This is a genomic window from Sphingomonas sp. ABOLE (assembly GCF_003950455.1).
GTDB classification, from domain to species: domain Bacteria; phylum Pseudomonadota; class Alphaproteobacteria; order Sphingomonadales; family Sphingomonadaceae; genus Sphingomonas; species Sphingomonas trueperi.
The window spans coordinates 31262-47118 of sequence record NZ_QQWY01000021.1; the positions used below are offsets into that span (position 1 = coordinate 31262).

13 protein-coding genes are annotated in these 15857 nt (G+C 67.0%); 9 read left to right on the forward strand and 4 right to left on the reverse strand.

Features of this window, described 5'->3' with window-relative positions; all coding sequences use genetic code 11:
* Positions 1–163: 163 nt before the first annotated feature.
* The 3 genes from CA234_RS14155 (at position 164) to cydB (ending at position 3449) form a co-directional block, all read left to right on the forward strand.
* Positions 164–736 (forward strand): DUF308 domain-containing protein, encoded by a 573-nt coding sequence (locus tag CA234_RS14155; protein WP_126001991.1) that lies wholly within the window; start codon positions 164–166, stop codon positions 734–736.
* Between the two features lie 293 nt (positions 737–1029).
* A complete protein-coding gene (locus tag CA234_RS14160) occupies positions 1030–2448 on the forward strand; it encodes a cytochrome ubiquinol oxidase subunit I (protein ID WP_126001992.1) in 1419 nt (472 codons plus the stop codon).
* On the forward strand, positions 2448–3449 hold the full coding sequence (gene cydB, locus CA234_RS14165; protein WP_126001993.1) for a cytochrome d ubiquinol oxidase subunit II: 1002 nt from the start codon (positions 2448–2450) through the stop codon (positions 3447–3449). Before CA234_RS14160 ends, cydB begins: the two co-directional genes overlap by 1 nt.
* Positions 3450–3906: 457 nt before the next feature.
* Here the strand turns inward: cydB and CA234_RS24620 are convergent, their stop codons facing one another.
* Positions 3907–4260: a hypothetical protein gene (locus CA234_RS24620; RefSeq protein WP_206431201.1), complete on the reverse strand. Its 354-nt coding sequence runs from the start codon at positions 4258–4260 to the stop codon at positions 3907–3909.
* A 21-nt stretch (positions 4261–4281) separates the two neighbouring features.
* Between CA234_RS24620 and CA234_RS14175 the strand changes: the two genes are divergently transcribed.
* A complete protein-coding gene (locus CA234_RS14175; protein WP_126002020.1) occupies positions 4282–5124 on the forward strand; it encodes an alpha/beta hydrolase in 843 nt (280 codons plus the stop codon).
* 64 nt (positions 5125–5188) lie between these two features.
* Here CA234_RS14175 and CA234_RS14180 read toward each other — a convergent pair whose 3' ends face one another.
* A complete protein-coding gene (locus tag CA234_RS14180; RefSeq protein WP_241213508.1) occupies positions 5189–5812 on the reverse strand; it encodes a response regulator in 624 nt (207 codons plus the stop codon).
* Between the two features lie 354 nt (positions 5813–6166).
* Here CA234_RS14180 and CA234_RS14185 point away from each other — a divergent pair, with 354 nt between their 5' ends.
* Positions 6167–6856, forward strand: coding sequence for a response regulator (locus tag CA234_RS14185; protein ID WP_241213509.1), 690 nt, complete (start codon positions 6167–6169; stop codon positions 6854–6856).
* Between the two features lie 63 nt (positions 6857–6919).
* On the forward strand, positions 6920–7285 hold the full coding sequence (locus CA234_RS14190) for a response regulator (RefSeq protein WP_125972381.1): 366 nt from the start codon (positions 6920–6922) through the stop codon (positions 7283–7285).
* A gap of 21 nt (positions 7286–7306) precedes the next feature.
* Here the strand turns inward: CA234_RS14190 and CA234_RS14195 are convergent, their stop codons facing one another.
* Positions 7307–11389: an ATP-binding protein gene (locus CA234_RS14195; protein WP_126001995.1), complete on the reverse strand. Its 4083-nt coding sequence runs from the start codon at positions 11387–11389 to the stop codon at positions 7307–7309.
* Positions 11390–11493: 104 nt separating this feature from the next.
* Here CA234_RS14195 and CA234_RS14200 point away from each other — a divergent pair, with 104 nt between their 5' ends.
* On the forward strand, positions 11494–12534 hold the full coding sequence (locus CA234_RS14200) for an AraC family transcriptional regulator (RefSeq protein WP_241213510.1): 1041 nt from the start codon (positions 11494–11496) through the stop codon (positions 12532–12534).
* Between the two features lie 74 nt (positions 12535–12608).
* The gene (locus CA234_RS14205; RefSeq protein WP_126001997.1) at positions 12609–13511 is read left to right on the forward strand and encodes an AraC family transcriptional regulator; all 903 of its coding nucleotides are present in this window, start codon (positions 12609–12611) and stop codon (positions 13509–13511) included.
* Positions 13512–13534: 23 nt separating this feature from the next.
* Here the strand turns inward: CA234_RS14205 and CA234_RS14210 are convergent, their stop codons facing one another.
* Positions 13535–13819, reverse strand: a complete 285-nt coding sequence (locus CA234_RS14210; RefSeq protein WP_126001998.1) for a hypothetical protein — start codon at positions 13817–13819, stop codon at positions 13535–13537.
* A gap of 232 nt (positions 13820–14051) precedes the next feature.
* Here CA234_RS14210 and poxB point away from each other — a divergent pair, with 232 nt between their 5' ends.
* Positions 14052–15776: a ubiquinone-dependent pyruvate dehydrogenase gene (gene poxB / locus CA234_RS14215; RefSeq protein ID WP_126001999.1), complete on the forward strand. Its 1725-nt coding sequence runs from the start codon at positions 14052–14054 to the stop codon at positions 15774–15776.
* Positions 15777–15857: the final 81 nt, after the last annotated feature.

Here is a 15857-nt window from a genome sequence, read left to right on the forward strand (position 1 = left end):
GGGTGGCTCGCTCGAGGGCTGGCTGTATTTCCAGCACGTGCCGTCTTCGAAGAAGACCGTCGACTTCGATGCGGCGATCCATTCGGAACGTGGCGCAAGCATCGGCAAGCTGTCGATCCCCTACACCTTCGGGTCCTGAGTTGCGTCGCCGGGAGTCAGTCACATGGCAGAAGACAAGATAAAGCTCGTGCGCCGAAGTGCGCACTACTGGTACCTCACTTCCCTGCAAGGCGCATTGCTGATCCTCGTCGGCGTCACGACCCTGTTGTATCCGCTTGCGAGTACCTTTACGCTCGGCCTCTATTTCGGCTGCACGATGATCGCCTTCGGCGTGCTCTCCACGGTCAACAACCTCGGCGCAGCACGGCATAGGGGGCACGCGCTCGATCTCTTCATCGGCGGCATCTCGATCGCCGCCGGCTTGCTGGCCCTCCTGGATCCCTTCGCGGGCGCCTTCAGCCTTCTTTGGGCACTCGGGCTGTGGCTGGCGATCGGCGGCATCCTGAAGCTGACGACGGCGTTCCGCACCCCTGCCGAACGCTTCCCGCTCCTCCTCACCGGGACGGTCGACCTGGTGGTCGCCCTGATCATTGCGTGGGAATGGGAGACGCTCGGGGTTCCGCTCCTGAGCCTGCTGATCGCGGTAAGCCTCGTAGCCGGCGGATTGGCCTCCATCCGCATCTCCCTGCGGCTGCGCCGTCTGAGTCGCGGATTCGGCAGGCTAGGTCACGCATGAGGCACATGCGGCGGCTTCCTCGCCCGAAGCCGCCGCACCAAGACGGCGGAACGCGCGCCGACCAGATCCCCGGCCCTGGAAACACCAGACCGGCGCATTGAAGTTCTCGAACCAATGCACGGGCATATCATACGAACATATGATGGAACCCGCGGGGTCCATGGCCGAGTTTCGCCGTCGAGAACAAGCCAAGCCGATCCCGTCCAGCGCCTTCTGAACAATAGTCCGAAGCAGCCCAGACGCACCGGGCGCCCAGGTGCGCGATCCTAAGCACCCCCGAGGAAGGCTAACCCATGATGTGGACAGCATTATTCCTTTCGCGATTGCAATTTGCCGCGACGATTTCGTTTCATATCCTGTTCCCCGCGTTCACGGTCGGCCTCGCGGCCTGGCTGTGCGTGCTGGAGGGGATGTCGCTTGCAACCGGCCGCCCCGTCTATCAGCGGCTGTTCTGCTTCTGGCGCACGATCTTCGCCGTAGCCTTCGGGCTGGGCGTCGTCTCCGGCATCGTCATGGCCTTTCAGTTCGGCACCAACTGGAGCGAGCTGTCGCGCCAGACCGGCGCCATCCAGGGGCCGCTGCTCGTCTACGAGAGCTTCACCGCCTTCGCGCTGGAGAGCAGCTTCTTCGGCGTGCTGCTGTTCGGCCGCGGACGCGTGCCCGGATGGCTCTATTTCTTCTCCTGCCTGATGGTCGCGCTCGGTACCACCATGTCGTCCTTCTGGATCATGGTGAACAACAGCTGGATGCAAGCGCCGGTCGGCTTCGTCCGCGGGGCCGACGGGCTGTTCCTGCCGACCAGCTGGCGCGAAATCCTGTTCAGCCCGGTGGTGTGGGTGCGCTTCCCCCACATGCTGCTCGCCGCCTATATCACCACCGCCTTCTGCGTCGCCGCGACCGGGGCCTGGCATCTCCTGCAGGGCCGGTTCCTGCCGGAAGCGCGGGTGATGCTGCGGATGGGCCTCGGTCTTGCGGCGGTGCTGGTGCCGGTGCAGCTGGGCATCGGCCACCTCGTCGGCGACTATGTCCATGATCGCCAGCCCGCCAAGTTCGCCGCGATCGAGGCACGCTGGCACGACGAGCAGCCCGCGTCCGAAGTGGTGATCGCCTGGCCCGACGAAAAGGCCGAGCGCAACCGCTACGCGCTCAGCATTCCCTATGCCGGCAGCCTGATCGGGTCGATGAGTCTCACCTCGCGCGAAGTGGGCCTGACCGACTGGAAGCGGCAGGACCGCCCGCCGGTCGCCATCCCCTTCTTCGCCTTCCGGGTGATGGTCGGCTGCGGCGTGCTGATGCTGGGCATCGCTTGGGGCGGGTGCCTGCTGATGGCGCGGCGCCGGCTGGAGCGCAGCCGCTGGCTGCTCTGGGCGACGGCCGCGTCCTTTCCGCTCGGCTTCATCGCCACGGTGACCGGCTGGTTCGTCGCCGAGGTCGGGCGCCAGCCCTGGTCGGTCTATGGCCAGTTGCGCACGGCGGAGGCGGTGACGCCCTTCCTCTCCACCCCTATGGTCGCGGCGACGCTGGTGATGTTCGCGCTGGTCTACACGGCGATCTTCGGCTTCGGCGTGCTCGTCCTCGCCCGACTGATCGCGCGCGGCCCGGCGGGCGAAGCCGAGCCGCAGCTCGGCGAGACCAACCCCAAGCGGCCGCTCTCGGTGCCGGTCGGCACGGCGCCGGCCTCTCAGGATCATCGTGTCGAGGAGCTGATCTGATGCTTACCTTCTGGCTCGGCGTGCTGGCGCTGTCGATCTTCCTCTACGTTACCTTGGACGGCTTCGATCTGGGCGTCGGCATGTTGCTGCCGATGGCCGGCAGCGAGCGCGAGCGGCGGGCGATGCTCGCGGCGGTGGCGCCGATGTGGGACGGCAACGAGACCTGGCTGGTCGTCAACGGCACGGTGCTGTTCGGCGTGTTCCCGCTGGTCTACGCCACCTTGCTCTCGGCGCTGTACCTGCCGCTGTTCGCGATGCTCGCGGCGCTGATCCTGCGCGGCGTCTCGTTCGAATATCGCGACAAGAGCGTCCGGTTTCGCGGCGTCTGGACCCATGCCTTTTTCGGCGGCTCGCTGGTGGCGAGCTTCATCCAGGGCGCGGCGGTCGGCGCGTTGGTCGAGGGGCTGCCGATCGTGGACGGGCGCTATGTCGGCGGTGCGTTCGGCTGGCTCTCCCCCTTTGCCCTGCTGTGCGGGGCGGGGCTGTGCCTCGGCTACATGCTGATGGGCGCCGGCTGGCTCGCCTACAAGACCCGGCTGGGCGTGCGGCGCCGCGCCTTCCGCCTGTTGCCGCGGCTGCTGATCGGCGTGCTGGTCTTCCTCGCGGCGGCCTTTGTCGCGGCGATACGGCTGGACCTGCCGGTACTGGAGCGCTGGGCCGGGCATCCCGCGATGCTGATCGTGCCGGCGATCGGCGGCATTGCCGCGATCCTGCTGGCGGCGGGCGCGGCGCTGCGCCGCCCGTTGCTGCCCTTCCTGGCTGCAGTGCTGCTGTTCGCCTCGGCGTTCGGGACGCTGGCCCTCTCCTTCTACCCCTACATGATCCCCTACGCGATCACGGCTGCGCAGGCGGCGGCGCCGAGCAGCTCGCAGGCCTTCCTGTTCTGGGGTGCCGGCGTGGTGATCCTGCCGCTGACCCTGGCCTACACGCTGGCGGTCTACCTGCTGTTCAGGGGCCGGATCTCCCAGAGCGACCTGTATGGCGAACAGACCGAGCGCTAGCCCCACCATTTCAACATCGGCGGCGACCGCGTGCCCAAGGCGGTCTACCACGCCTGTGGCACTGTGAAGACGGCGCGTACACTGGTGAACGCCTCGGCGGGCCGCCTGCCCGGCCGGAAGCGCGATGCAACAGCGCGGGACGGCCCCGACCATCCGGCATGGCTGACGGTGATTGCCGTAGCGACGACCGCCGCGGCACTCGCGCGGCTGTTCGGCGCGGACAGCCCGGTGGGTGCCGCAGCGTTGCTGGCGGGCCTGATCAACACGGCCTTACGGCGAACGCTTCCGCGCTTGGGCGTCGCGCGACCGCGATCAACGCCGGCATCAGCGGGCGATCGCCATCCTGCCGCTCCACCTCCTGCAGCTAGAGCATTTTCAAGTTGACCGTGTACGATCAACGACTCGGAAAATGCGGCAAACAAACATCTAGAGCGTCTTCACCCATGGTGAAAACGCTCTAAATCCGGCCCTGGGACACCGCGCGCATAATCCAAAGCTCCGCGCGGCATGCGCTTCGGCAGGATGCCAGCGAGCAAGAGACCCTGAACGCTCTATGCGCGGCGCCGACAACACCACCCATTCGTATGATTATAAATCCCGGCAAGACTCCCATCTTCCGTTCGTCGGCGACCATTTCGCCGTCATCGTCGCTCCACGATGCAACATTGCGAACCAACGGGAAATCGTCATGAACCTTACCCTTCCCTCGAAGAAGCCGAACCGGCGTGAGGTCCTGAAGGCAAGCGGCATCGTCGCGGCGGCCGTTTGCGGCGGGCAGGCGACGCTCCTGCACGCCCAGACCCTTGTACACGCTTCCAACGGAGAACATGCTATGAGCAGCGGCTATGTGAAGACACGCGACGGCACCGAGATTTTCTACAAGGACTGGGGCCCGCGGGATGCGCAGCCGATCATGTTCCATCATGGCTGGCCGCTGACGGCGGACGACTGGGACACGCAGATGCTGTTCTTCCTCGCCAACGGCTACCGCGTCGTTGCGCACGATCGGCGCGGACACGGGCGCTCGTCGCAAGTGTCGACCGGCAACGACATGGACCATTATGCCGCGGACGCCTTTGCCGTTGCCGAACATCTTGATCTGCGCAACGCCGTGCATATCGGCCATTCCACCGGCGGCGGTGAAGTCGCCCGCTACGTCGCCAAGTTCGGCCAGCCGCAAGGACGGGTCGCCAAGGCCGTGCTCGTCAGTTCGGTACCGCCGCTGATGCTGAAGACCGCCAACAATCCCGACGGAACGCCCCTTTCGGTGTTCGACGGCTATCGCGCGGCGCTCGCCGTGAACCGGGCGGCGTTCTACACCGCCGTCGCGTCCGGACCGTTCTACGGCTTCAACCGGCCGGGCGCGAAGGTCTCGCAGGCGGTGATCGACAATTGGTGGCGCCAGGGCATGATGGGGGGTGCCTTCGCCCAGTATGAAGGCATCAAGGCTTTTTCGGAGACCGACCAGACGGCGGACCTGAAGGCGATCCGCGTGCCCACCCTGGTGCTACAGGGCGATGATGACCAGGTCGTGCCCTATACCGATGCGTCGGAGCTGCAGATCAAGCTCCTCCCGCATGGCGAGATCAAGATCTACAAGAGCTTCCCGCACGGCATGCTCACGACGCATGCCGACGTGATCAACCTCGATCTGCTCGCCTTCATCCGGAAGTAACCCGGTCGGCCGACACCGGCGGAGGAGGACGTGACGTGCCGTCCTCCGCCGCATCTTGCGGACCTTAGGTGCCGCTGTACCGCCCGATGTTGGGATCCCGGACGCCGAGTTGCTCGGCCATGCGGACCAGATCGGCAAAGGACGGCGCCGCCATCTTGCGCATGACCTGGCCACGGTGGATCTTGACCGTGACCTCGCTTATCCCGAGCCGCGCCGCGATCTGCTTGTTCATCAGCCCGGCAACGACCAGCGCCATCACCTCGCGCTCCCGCGTGCTGAGCTGGCCGTAGCGCACTGCGATTTCGGCTACTTCGGCCGCATCCGCCATCTGGCGGCGATCGACCTCCAGCGCACGCGCCACCGCCGCCAGCAATTGCTCGGCCTCGAACGGCTTGGGAAGAAAGTCGATGGCGCCGGCGCGCATGGCCCGGACGGTCATGGGAATGTCGCCATGGCCGGTCATGAGCACGACGGGCGTGTTGTCGCCGCGCGCGCAAAGCGCCTCCTGGAAATCCAGGCCATTCTCGCCGGACAGCTGGATGTCCAGCAGCAGGCAGGCGGGGGCCGCTGCTCGCGGATACGCGGCGTACTCGGCTGTACTGCCGTACAGGCGCACCACATGGCCCTCGGCGCGCAAAAGGCTGTCAAGCATGCGCCGCAGCTGGAGATCATCGTCGATGATGCTCACGATACCCTTCATGGCATTGGCGCTCGCAAACCGGAACGCAGGACATTGCCCGCTTTCCGGGCCGGGACGCATCTCTCGGTGACGGCCGCGCTGCCCCCCTCCGATCCGACCATTTCCCTGGCAAGCATGACTTCTCCCGAACGCAGCATCGCTTCGTCCGTGCTTCACCTGTCATCGGGGAGCAGCGCCATCATACAGATGTTTAGCGTCGGCGGCGCTGCTCGGATCGAGGCCGCCCGGCCACGCACCTGCGGGCGGAGATCGGGCGCTCGGCAGGCTTCGTAACACTCAAGTGTGATTGCGCGGATCCCGTGCGCCTGTTGAAATCCGGCGAGACATTGGGAAGGATTTGCGATGCAGGCGGTGCATGCCTCGAGCCAGATGAGCGCCGTGCGTGGCCCGAAGAGCCTCGCCGGAGCGCGAGAGGACCAGCCTGTCGTGATCGTCATCGATGACGATGATCTGGTCCGGACGATGCTGCACAGCCTGTTGCGATCGGTGGGCTTCGCGACGCGCTGCTATGGCAGCCCGCAGGAAGCGCTGCATGCGCCGGCACCGGACGTGCCCGGCTGCATCGTGCTCGATGTCCGCATGCCGCAGATGAGCGGCTTCGAACTGCGCGAGCGGCTGAAGGAGCGCGGCTGGCACATTCCGATCATCTTCATGACCGGACACGGCGACATACCCATGTCGGTGAAGGCGATGAAGCAGGGCGCGATCGATTTCCTGCCAAAGCCCTTTCGCGACCAAGACATGATCGACGCCGTTGCGACGGCGATCAGCCGCGCCAGGGAGCATTGGGACGATCGCGAGCAGCACGCCGTGCTCCAGCAGCGCTGGCAGAAGCTCACGCCGCGCGAACGCGAGGTTTTGCAGGGCGTGACCCGAGGCCTGCTCAACAAGCATATCGCCGCCGAGCTGGGGCTCGCCGAGATCACCGTCAAGCTCCACCGCGCCAGCATGCTGCGCAAGATGGGCGTGCGCACCGTGCCCGATCTGGTGCGCTCCTGGACCGCGCTGCAAAGCCGCACCCTTGCCTCGTAAGCCGCGTTGGCAAGCCCCGGCCGTGGGGCGTGACAGTTCTCGGCGCGCACTCGGGAGAACCCCTTGCAGAAGACTGTCATTGCCATCGTCGATGACGACCGGCTGGTCCTGGATGCGCTCGGCAGCCTGATTCGGTCGTGCGGATACGCCGCTGCGCTGTTCCCGTCCGCTACCGCATTCCTCGAGTCCGACCGGGAGGACGTCGCCTGCATCCTCTCCGATTATCAGATGCCCGTTGTCTCCGGCATCGCGCTCGCCCGCGAACTGCGCAAGACTGGCGATCGCACGCCCATCGTCCTGATGACGGCGTTCGCCCAGGACATCACCCGGGAGCAGGCGATGGCGGCAGGAATCGTCGAGGTGCTGGAAAAGCCATTGGAGGGCGAGCCCCTGCTGGCCGCAATCGAGCGCGCGTTGATCGCACTCTGACGCCCTCCCGCCAGCGCCGGTCTAGCGCACGGGGAGGGTGAGCCGAAAGACCGTCCCCTCGCCGCTCGTCGCGTCCAGCGTCAGGGTGCCGCCATGCACTTCGATGATCGACCGGCAGATCGCCAGCCCCATGCCCATGCCTTTGCCCTTGGTGGTATAGAGCGGCATGAAGATCTGATTGCGCACGGCCGGCGGAATGCCCGCGCCGGTATCGCGCACGATCACCTGCAGCGCGCCGTTCACGACGCCGGTACGAACCCAGACCCGCCTGTCTCCCTCCGGTTTCTCCGAAAGCGCGTCGAGTGCGTTGGTGATCAGGTTGAGCATCACCTGCTGCAGCTGCACGGGATCGCCGAGCACCTGCGCCTCGCCGCCATCGAGCTGGCAGGCCAGCGCGACGCCCTGCGCCTCGGCCTCCGTCTGCGTCATGCGGACCACCTCGCCGACCAACGGATCGAGCGCGAGCGGTGCGAGCGAGGCCTGGTCGCGCTTTGCCAGCGACCGCAGGGAGGCAATGATGTCCGCGGCACGCCGGGCGCCCGCACGAATACCCTGAAGACCGGCGACGGCCTCGTCGATGTCCGGCACGTCCCGGCGCAGCCAGCGAAGGCTGGCGTCGGCGCTGCCGATGATCGTGGCCAGAGGCTGGTTGACCTCGTGCGCGATCGAAGCGGCCAGCCCGCCCATCATCGCCAGCTGCGAGGTGCGTGCCAGTTCGATCCGCGCCAGTCGCAACGCCTCGCGGGAGCGCGTCTGGCGGTCGTTCTCCGCCGCTTGCCGCGCGCTGCGCAGCGCCACCTCCAGCCAGGCCGCTGCATGGTTTGCGACCGCGCCCAGCAACGCCAAGTTCAGCGGACCGCGCGCCTCGGCGGACGCGTCCGGGCGCAGATAGACCACGCCAATTCTCACGCCGTCGGCGAGCAAGGGACATCCCAGCGCCTCGCCCTCCTCCAGATACCGGGGGCGCGCCAGCCGCAGCAGCGTGAACAAGGTCGGCTCGGCGAGGACCTCCCGCGTCGGAAAGGCCCGCAGGCGTCGAACGTCGACGTCGCCGCCCAGGCGCTCGCCCATGACCTCGACCATCGGATTCCCGTCGTTGAGCAGGAGCAGCATGCCGCTCGACGCGGAGCATTGGCGCAGCATCGCGCGCAAAATCTCGGGCAGTATCGTGTCGGGGTCCTTCGCCCCCGCCAGCGCAAGCATTGCCGCCAGTACCTGCTCGGACGACGGGGCGCTGGTTGCCGGGTGCGGTTCGCCCGGCGATGCCCCGTCCCGGGCTGCGAGCGCATCGGCCTTTGCAGCTGCGCCCCAGCTTCGATAGTCCCGGCTCGCAGCCGCACGATGCATCCTGGCCAGAACCGAAAGGCCCTCGGCCGAGCAATGCAACGCCGCCCGCTCATGTGCCAGCGCACGCTCGTGGATGAACTCGCCCGAAGCCTCGATGGCGCCTTCGAAGCGCCGAAGCGCCTCCGCCCCCTCGCCGCGAAGGCGCGCCATCTCGGCCTCGACCAGCAGGCGCTTGTGCGCGAAGGTCTGCGGGTTCAGCGCCGCCCAGGCCTCCAGGCGGGCATGCGCAGGCGCCATTGCCGCGAGCGCCGTCCCGGGATCGTCGGCATCCGCCGCGGCCAGCGCCTGGAAGAAGGCGAGATAGCCGAGATCGATGTGCGCGGGCAGCGACCATGCGGTGTCCTGTGCCAGTGCCAGAAAACGGCATGCTGCGGCACTGTCGCCGGTCAGGAACGCCTCCATGCCGCGATACAGCGCGCGCCAGAAGGCGGTGGCTGCCGAAACCACGTCGCTGTCCGAAACGCGCGGGAGAGAATCGCCGCCGGACTGCAGCGCCTCGATCAGCCGCAGCTGCGAATCCAGCAAGATCTCGATGTCGCGAAAGCCATAGCGCCGTGTGAGCTTGATACCCTCCTCCGCTTCCGCACGCGCTTCGGAAAGCGGACGCCCCATCTGCAGCAGATCCGAGACGACGTGGTTGCGCGCATAGCAGGTCATCGCGGCATCGCCGGTCGAGCGACCGGCATGGACCGCAGCACGCGCATAGTCGAGCGCCGTCGAGAAAGGCTGCACCCAGGGTGCAAGCTGATCGAGGGCGAGGAGAGTCGCGGTACGCTGGTCGTCCAGGCCGTGGTGTTCGACCAGCGCCAGCGCGGCCTGGCAATAAGCGAACCCATCCGCATAGCGCCCATAGCGGCTTGCGATCATCACCCCGTACCAGGCGAGGCCATAGGCAGCGTGCGGCGTACTCCCCCGCGTGATCGTCAATTCCACGATCCTTGCCACATGGGTGAACAGCAGGCTGTCGCCCGAGAAGGTCGCAACGATCAACGTCGACAGCAGCGACGTGGTTGCGCGCAGCACAGGGTCACGCGTGAGCGGACGCTTCGCCAGCGCCCTGTCCGGCCGCGGCCCCATCAACGCACGGACGCGCTCGTGCGCCGCATCGCAGATAGCATCGGAAGGATGGCGCTGGAGGGGCTGGCCGAGCAGCGCCAACCCCTCCAGCGCGGCCGCGATCGCACCCTCATAGTCGGACTGCATCGTGCGGATCGTGGCCAGCAGGCGGTAGGCTTGCCCGCGCTGCGCCAGCGGCAGGTCCCGCCCCACCAGCGCACGCACGATGCCCTCGGACTCCCCCACCTCGCCGCGGAGCAGAAGGGTTTCGGCGCGGAGCAAGCGGATCGCGGCGGCCAGCCGGGGACGAAGCGACCACCATTCCGGCGAGACCAGCCTATCGGCACCGTCGATATAGGCGGCACTCTGGTCGATCAGGCCGGACGTCAGCCCGCGCCGGCTCGCCTGCAGCAACAGCCGCGCGAAGCGTCGCCGGTCGCGGGGTCGCAGCAGCGCAGCGCCGGCGCCGTCGATCGCGCCGAGCGCCTGCGACGCGACCACGTGCAACGGCTCTCTTCCCTGCCTCGAACGCCGGAGCATCAACCGCGCGAGCCGGGCATGCTGGCGGGGGCGACGTCGCTCGTCCCCCAGCAGACGCGCGGCCTCCAGCACCTGGTCGTGCGCGAACGCGATCCCGCCGGGAACGTCCTTGAGCAACCCGAATGCCATCAGCGTCGCGGCCGCGGCCGCGATGTCCTCCTCCGGCAGACGCAGCGCGGCCGCAACCAGATCGATGGTCCCCTGTCCGCCCAGCAGGTCGAGGACCCGCAACATCTGCTTTTCCTCGGGCTTGAGCCTGGCGAGCCGGTACCGCATGAACGCGAACACGCCGTCGCCGTCGCGCCCGGTGCCGCCCTTCGGCGCGCGCGGCACCGCGCCGGCATCTTCGCGCATCGACCGGAGCAGATGCTCGATGAACAGCGGGTTGCCTGCCGCGCGCGCATGCACGGCCGCCGCTACGGCGGCGAGGTCGGCCGCGTCGATCGGCAATAGGGCGCGGAGCAGTTCGGCCGTGGCGGCGGCGCTGATCGGCGCCAGCTCGATCTCGGTGACGGGCGCGGCGGCGGTGCGCAGCCGCTCCAGATTGAGAGTTGCCGGTGTCACCGCGTCGCGAAAGGCCGCGAGGATCAACAGGTTGCTGGCCGGCCTTTCGCACAGATCGGTCAAGACGCCTGCCGTAAGCGCGTCGGCCCATTGCACGTCGTCGAGGAACAGGATCAATGGCCGGTCGCCGTCGGCGATCGCGCGGACGAGCGTGCCGAGATCTCGCTGCAGGCGCTCCTTGACCAAGGTCGGCGGCAGATCTGCGGTGCGTCCGGAATGCTCCAGCAGCGCCTCCGCCTCCGGAATCACGCTGGAGAGGAACTGCCCGCCCGCCGGCAACCGCTCGCGCACGCGGTGGCGGACGGCAGCGAAGGTCTGGTGATCCGCGACGAGAAGCTCGTCGAGAGCGAGACGGATGGCCTGGACGATGGCACTCGCCTGGTCCGGCACAAGCTTGCACTTCCCCGCGGCGCGCAGGCAATCGGGGGCCTGCGGCACGGAAAGGGCACGATCCACCAGCGCAGACTTGCCGATGCCGGGAGGCCCGGAAAGCAGCAGCAGCTCCGACCGGCGGCTGGCACGGACCCGGTCCAACATGTTTGCGAGCAGCGCCGTTTCGTGCAATCGCCCTACGAAATGATCCTTGAAACCCGACATTTTTGCGAGAAGCCCTTGCACCGTGCGACGTAGCGATCCTTTCCGAAGGGAGGATCGCAGGACCGTTTTCCTGTCTTCACGGTAGAGCGTGCGCCGGCTTTGGCTTGACTGAAATTGCCGTGCTTTTGATCGATGGTGCGGTTCCGCCGCAGCCGAACGGCAATTTGGGGTTCCTCGCGCTCCCAGGAGTAGATGACGTGACGTCCTTGCAGACCTTCGGGGGCCAGAAATTCCCGGTCGCAGCGCTGCTCGCCAGTTCGGCCGGCAGAAGCTGGTCGGGCATCCAGGCCGAACTGCGGACGCATCCGCAGGGCGAGATATCGCCGGTCGAGCCCCGCCACATGGAAATCACCATCGCGCTCGACACGATGCCCGGCTACGTGCAGCGGCGCGCCGGCGCGCTGTGCCAGCGTACCCCGGTGCATAGGGGAACCATTTGGTTCTGCCCGATCGGGTTCAAGGAAGACGATATCCTCCTGTCGACCTCGCTTTCCAGGATCCTGCACCTGTTCATCGGCGCCGAAATGTTCATCGCGCTGGATGGCCTGCGCTCCGAAAACGGCGCCGCACGCGACATTCCGTACCTGGCCGACATCGACGACGAACTCGTTCGACAACTCGCCCTGCGAGTAGTGCAGGAGCTGGAGCACGAGACGGCAGCCGGCAAGTTGCTGGTCGAGCAGATCGCCACGGCCCTGCTCACGCACGTGCATTGCTCCTACGCCGGGCATCCGGTTGCGGCGCTGTCGCGGACGTCGGCACGCGGACGCCTCGACAGCAAACGGCTCGCCCGCGTCATGGACTTCATGGAGAGCCATCTCGAACAGGCGCTCAGCCTGACCGACCTGGCAGAGGTTGCGTGCCTCAGCCCCTTTCACTTCGCCCGCGCCTTCAAGGAAACCATCGGGGTGCCGCCGCACCGGTATCTCAGCGAGCGGCGGCTGGCACATGCGCGCACCCTGCTGGACGACCCCTCGCGGTCGATCGCCGACGTCGCGCTGGCCTGCTGCTTCAGTTCGCAGGCGAGCTTTACCCGGGCCTTCCAGCGCAGCACCGGCATGACACCCGGCGCGTACCGGGCCGCGACCGCATCGGCCAGCCTCCAGGTGCCGGCCCGCACCGCCGGAAACAGCAATATCCGTTAAAGCTTCGGCAAAAGCTGTAATGCAGGCCGCCGCCCCGCCTGCTATCCTGTCGGCTCGCAGCCAAGGACAAGACGGTGACCGATGCCTACCAGAACCGGTCGCAAAGCTTTTTGCGCGCGCCGGCGATCTCCACGCTCGATCTTGGCGTCGGCATTCACCGCATTTCAGCGACACGGGCGTGGTCCGGCACGGAAAACAACGGCTTCACCTTGCCGCATGCCCAGGAAGAAGCCTTCATGCTGTCGTTGCAGCTGGTGGACTATAGCGGCGACATCCTGCTGAAGGATCGCAAGCTGTCGTTCCGGCAGCAACGGGCGAACGAGCTCCAGCTCTACGACTATCGCCGACCCTGGTCGGCCAATCTCCGCTCGGCCTATGATTGCGTCAACTTTCACGTTCCCCTGGAAGCGCTCAACAGCGCGCTGCAGACGAGCGAAAAGCGCCGGGTGCAGACGCTGCGCTACCAGGCCGGCGAGCCGATGTCAGACCCTGTGTTCGCCGCGCTCGTGCGCGCGATCCTGCCGTCGCTTCTCCGGCCGGAGGAAGCGAACCTGCTCTTCCTGTCGCATGTGAGCCTGGCGCTCGCGACGCATGTTGCCGATCGCTACGCAGAGCTCGCGCTTCCGCGCGCCACCACCCGGAGCCGGCTCGCGCCGTGGCAGGAGCGCCGGGCAAAGGAAATGATCGACGCCAACATCGGTGGCGGCCTTTCCCAGCAGGCGCTGGCGGATGCCTGCGGGCTGTCCGCCGGCTATTTCGCGCGTGCGTTTCGCGAGACGGTGGGCATGCCCCCGCACAAATGGCTGCTCGTTCGCCGGGTGGAGCACGCCAAGCATCTGCTGCATCGGTCGGACATCGGCCTGGCGGAAATCGCCACTGCCTGCGGCTTTGCCGACCAGAGCCACTTCACCCGCGTGTTCTGCCGGCTGGAAGGCGCCACGCCCGGCGTCTGGCGCAGGCAGCATCGCTACGGTTGATCCCGGCGCGGGCAGAAGGCGCGTCAGCCGGGACGGTGCCGTCGCAACCGCTCGGTCAGACGGGCACAGCCCTGTTTCAGCGTGTCAAACGCAGCCCTCGCCTCTCGCAGCGCTTCGGGATCCTGTCTGCCGGACCAGTTCTCATAGGCCTGGAGGGCAACGTGAATGGCCGTCGCATCCTCGAGCAACCCGTGCCGGCCCGGCGCGTCTGCGGCGTCCTGGGGAGCGAGAAATGGCGCAACCTGCGCGGCTGCAACCGGCTGGTCGGGCGAGGCCTTCCGGTGGACAAGGGATGTGCGGCACTTCATTCAACAGCCCTCCTTTCTCTTGTCGACCTTCTGTTCCGTCCGAGAGCGCGTGTCCTGAAAGTTCCGGTCGTTTTCGAAAGATTCCGACGCATTCCCTGTACGAACACAGGTGGCTGCCGCCGCGCCTCCCCCATCCGGCTGGCTGACTGGATGGCGCCGCTCATACCTAAAGATGGCTTCTCCAGAAGCAGACTTTGCCAAAATTGACAGGCGGATTTCGGGAGCCCCTATCATGACCGGCAAAGTAGCAGATCTAGTAACGGACATTCTCGCCAGCGCAGGAGTAGAGCGAGTCTACGGCGTGGTCGGCGACAGCCTGAACGGCATCACCGATTCGATGCGGGCGCGGGGTGATCTCGAATGGGTGCATGTCCGGCATGAGGAAGTCGCGGCATTCGCCGCCGGCGCCGAAGCCGCACTGACCGGCAGGCTCGCGGTGTGTGCCGGCTCGTGCGGACCGGGCAATCTGCACCTGATCAACGGCCTATTCGACTGCCATCGCACGCGCGTGCCGGTGCTGGCGATCGCGGCCCAGATCCCCTCCCCGGAAGTCGGTCGCGGCTATTTCCAGGAAACCAAGCCGGAGGCGCTGTTCCGCGATTGCAGCCACTTCTGCGAGACCGTCGCGCATCCCTCGCAGCTGCCGGGCGTGATGGAAGCGGCGATCCGCGCGGCGCTGGGCCACCGCGGCGTCGCGGTGATCGTCATCCCCGGCGACGTCGCCCTGCAGCCCTATGAAGCCCCCATCTCGGCGCCGCGCGCGCTCGCCATCCGCCAGCCCCGGATCCTGCCCGACACGGACGAAATCGCCGCGCTCGCCGACATGCTCAACGCCAGCGAGAAGGTCACGCTGTTTTGCGGGCGAGGCTGCGCCGGCGCGCACGATGCGGTGATGGCGCTGGCCGAACGACTCAAGGCGCCGATCGTCCATGCGCTCGGCGGCAAGGAACATGTCGAATGGGACAATCCCTATGACGTGGGCATGACCGGCCTGATCGGCTTCGCGTCCGGCTATCATGCGATGGAATCCTGCGACACGCTGCTCATGCTGGGCACCGATTTCCCCTACCGCCAATTCTACCCGAAGGCGCAGATCGCGCAGATCGACGTGCGCCCGGAGAATCTGGGCCGTCGCGTCCCGCTCGACTGCGCGGTGGTAGGGGATGTCCGCCATTCGATTGCGGCGCTTCTGCCCAAGCTGCTCGACGATCGGGACGGCAGCCACCTCGAGGCGAGCGTGGCGCACTATCGAAAGGCGCGGGCCGACCTCGACAAGCTGGCCGACACGGATTCCGGCCGCCGGCCCATCCATCCGCAGCAACTCGCGGAACGGCTGAGTGCGCGGGCAAGCGAAGATGCGGTGTTCACCTTCGACGTCGGCACCTGCACCGTGTGGGCGGCACGCTATCTGAAGATGAACGGCAAGCGCCGCATGATCGGCTCGCTGGCGCACGGCTCGATGGCGAACGCGCTGCCGCAGGCGATCGGCGCACAGGCATCGCATCCCGGCCGCCAGGTGATCAGCATGTCCGGCGATGGCGGCCTGTCGATGCTGATGGGGGACCTGCTCACGCTCGTCCAGGAGCAACTACCGGTCAAGGTGGCCGTCTTCAACAACGGCACCCTCGGCTTCGTCGCACTCGAAATGAAGGCCTCCGGCTTCCTGGAGGCAGGCGTCGACCTGCAGAATCCCGATTTCGCGGCCGTTGCCCGGGCCATCGGAATGCACGCCATTCGTGTCGAGGATCCGGCAGATCTCGACGCGGCCGTCGCCGAAATCCTCGCGCATCCCGGACCGGCGCTGCTCGACGTGGTAACCAACACGCAGGAACTGGCGATGCCGCCGACGATCCAGGCCGCGCAGGCGAAGGGCTTCAGTCTCTGGGCGCTGAAGGCCGTGCTCAACGGCGACGTCAGCGAGGTCATCGACCTTGCCCGCACCAACCTGCTTCGGTGAGGCCGGGCCGCCGCCCTAGCGCAACGCTGCGTGTCGACCGCAGAACTTGGGGTTCCGATCGTTCAAATCGACACGCAATCG

What these genes read in the sequence shown, in the direction of transcription:
- CA234_RS14175 (WP_126002020.1), top strand. Translation starts at nt 4,282, where the DNA reads ATGAGCAGCGGCTATGTGAAGACACGCGACGGCACCGAGATTTTCTAC.
- CA234_RS14195 (WP_126001995.1), bottom strand. Translation starts at nt 11,389, where the DNA reads ATGTCGGGTTTCAAGGATCATTTCGTAGGGCGATTGCACGAAACGGCG.
- poxB (WP_126001999.1), top strand. Translation starts at nt 14,052, where the DNA reads ATGACCGGCAAAGTAGCAGATCTAGTAACGGACATTCTCGCCAGCGCA.
- CA234_RS14185 (WP_241213509.1), top strand. Translation starts at nt 6,167, where the DNA reads ATGCAGGCGGTGCATGCCTCGAGCCAGATGAGCGCCGTGCGTGGCCCG.
- CA234_RS14160 (WP_126001992.1), top strand. Translation starts at nt 1,030, where the DNA reads ATGATGTGGACAGCATTATTCCTTTCGCGATTGCAATTTGCCGCGACG.
- CA234_RS14155 (WP_126001991.1), top strand. Translation starts at nt 164, where the DNA reads ATGGCAGAAGACAAGATAAAGCTCGTGCGCCGAAGTGCGCACTACTGG.
- cydB (WP_126001993.1), top strand. Translation starts at nt 2,448, where the DNA reads ATGCTTACCTTCTGGCTCGGCGTGCTGGCGCTGTCGATCTTCCTCTAC.
- CA234_RS14210 (WP_126001998.1), bottom strand. Translation starts at nt 13,819, where the DNA reads ATGAAGTGCCGCACATCCCTTGTCCACCGGAAGGCCTCGCCCGACCAG.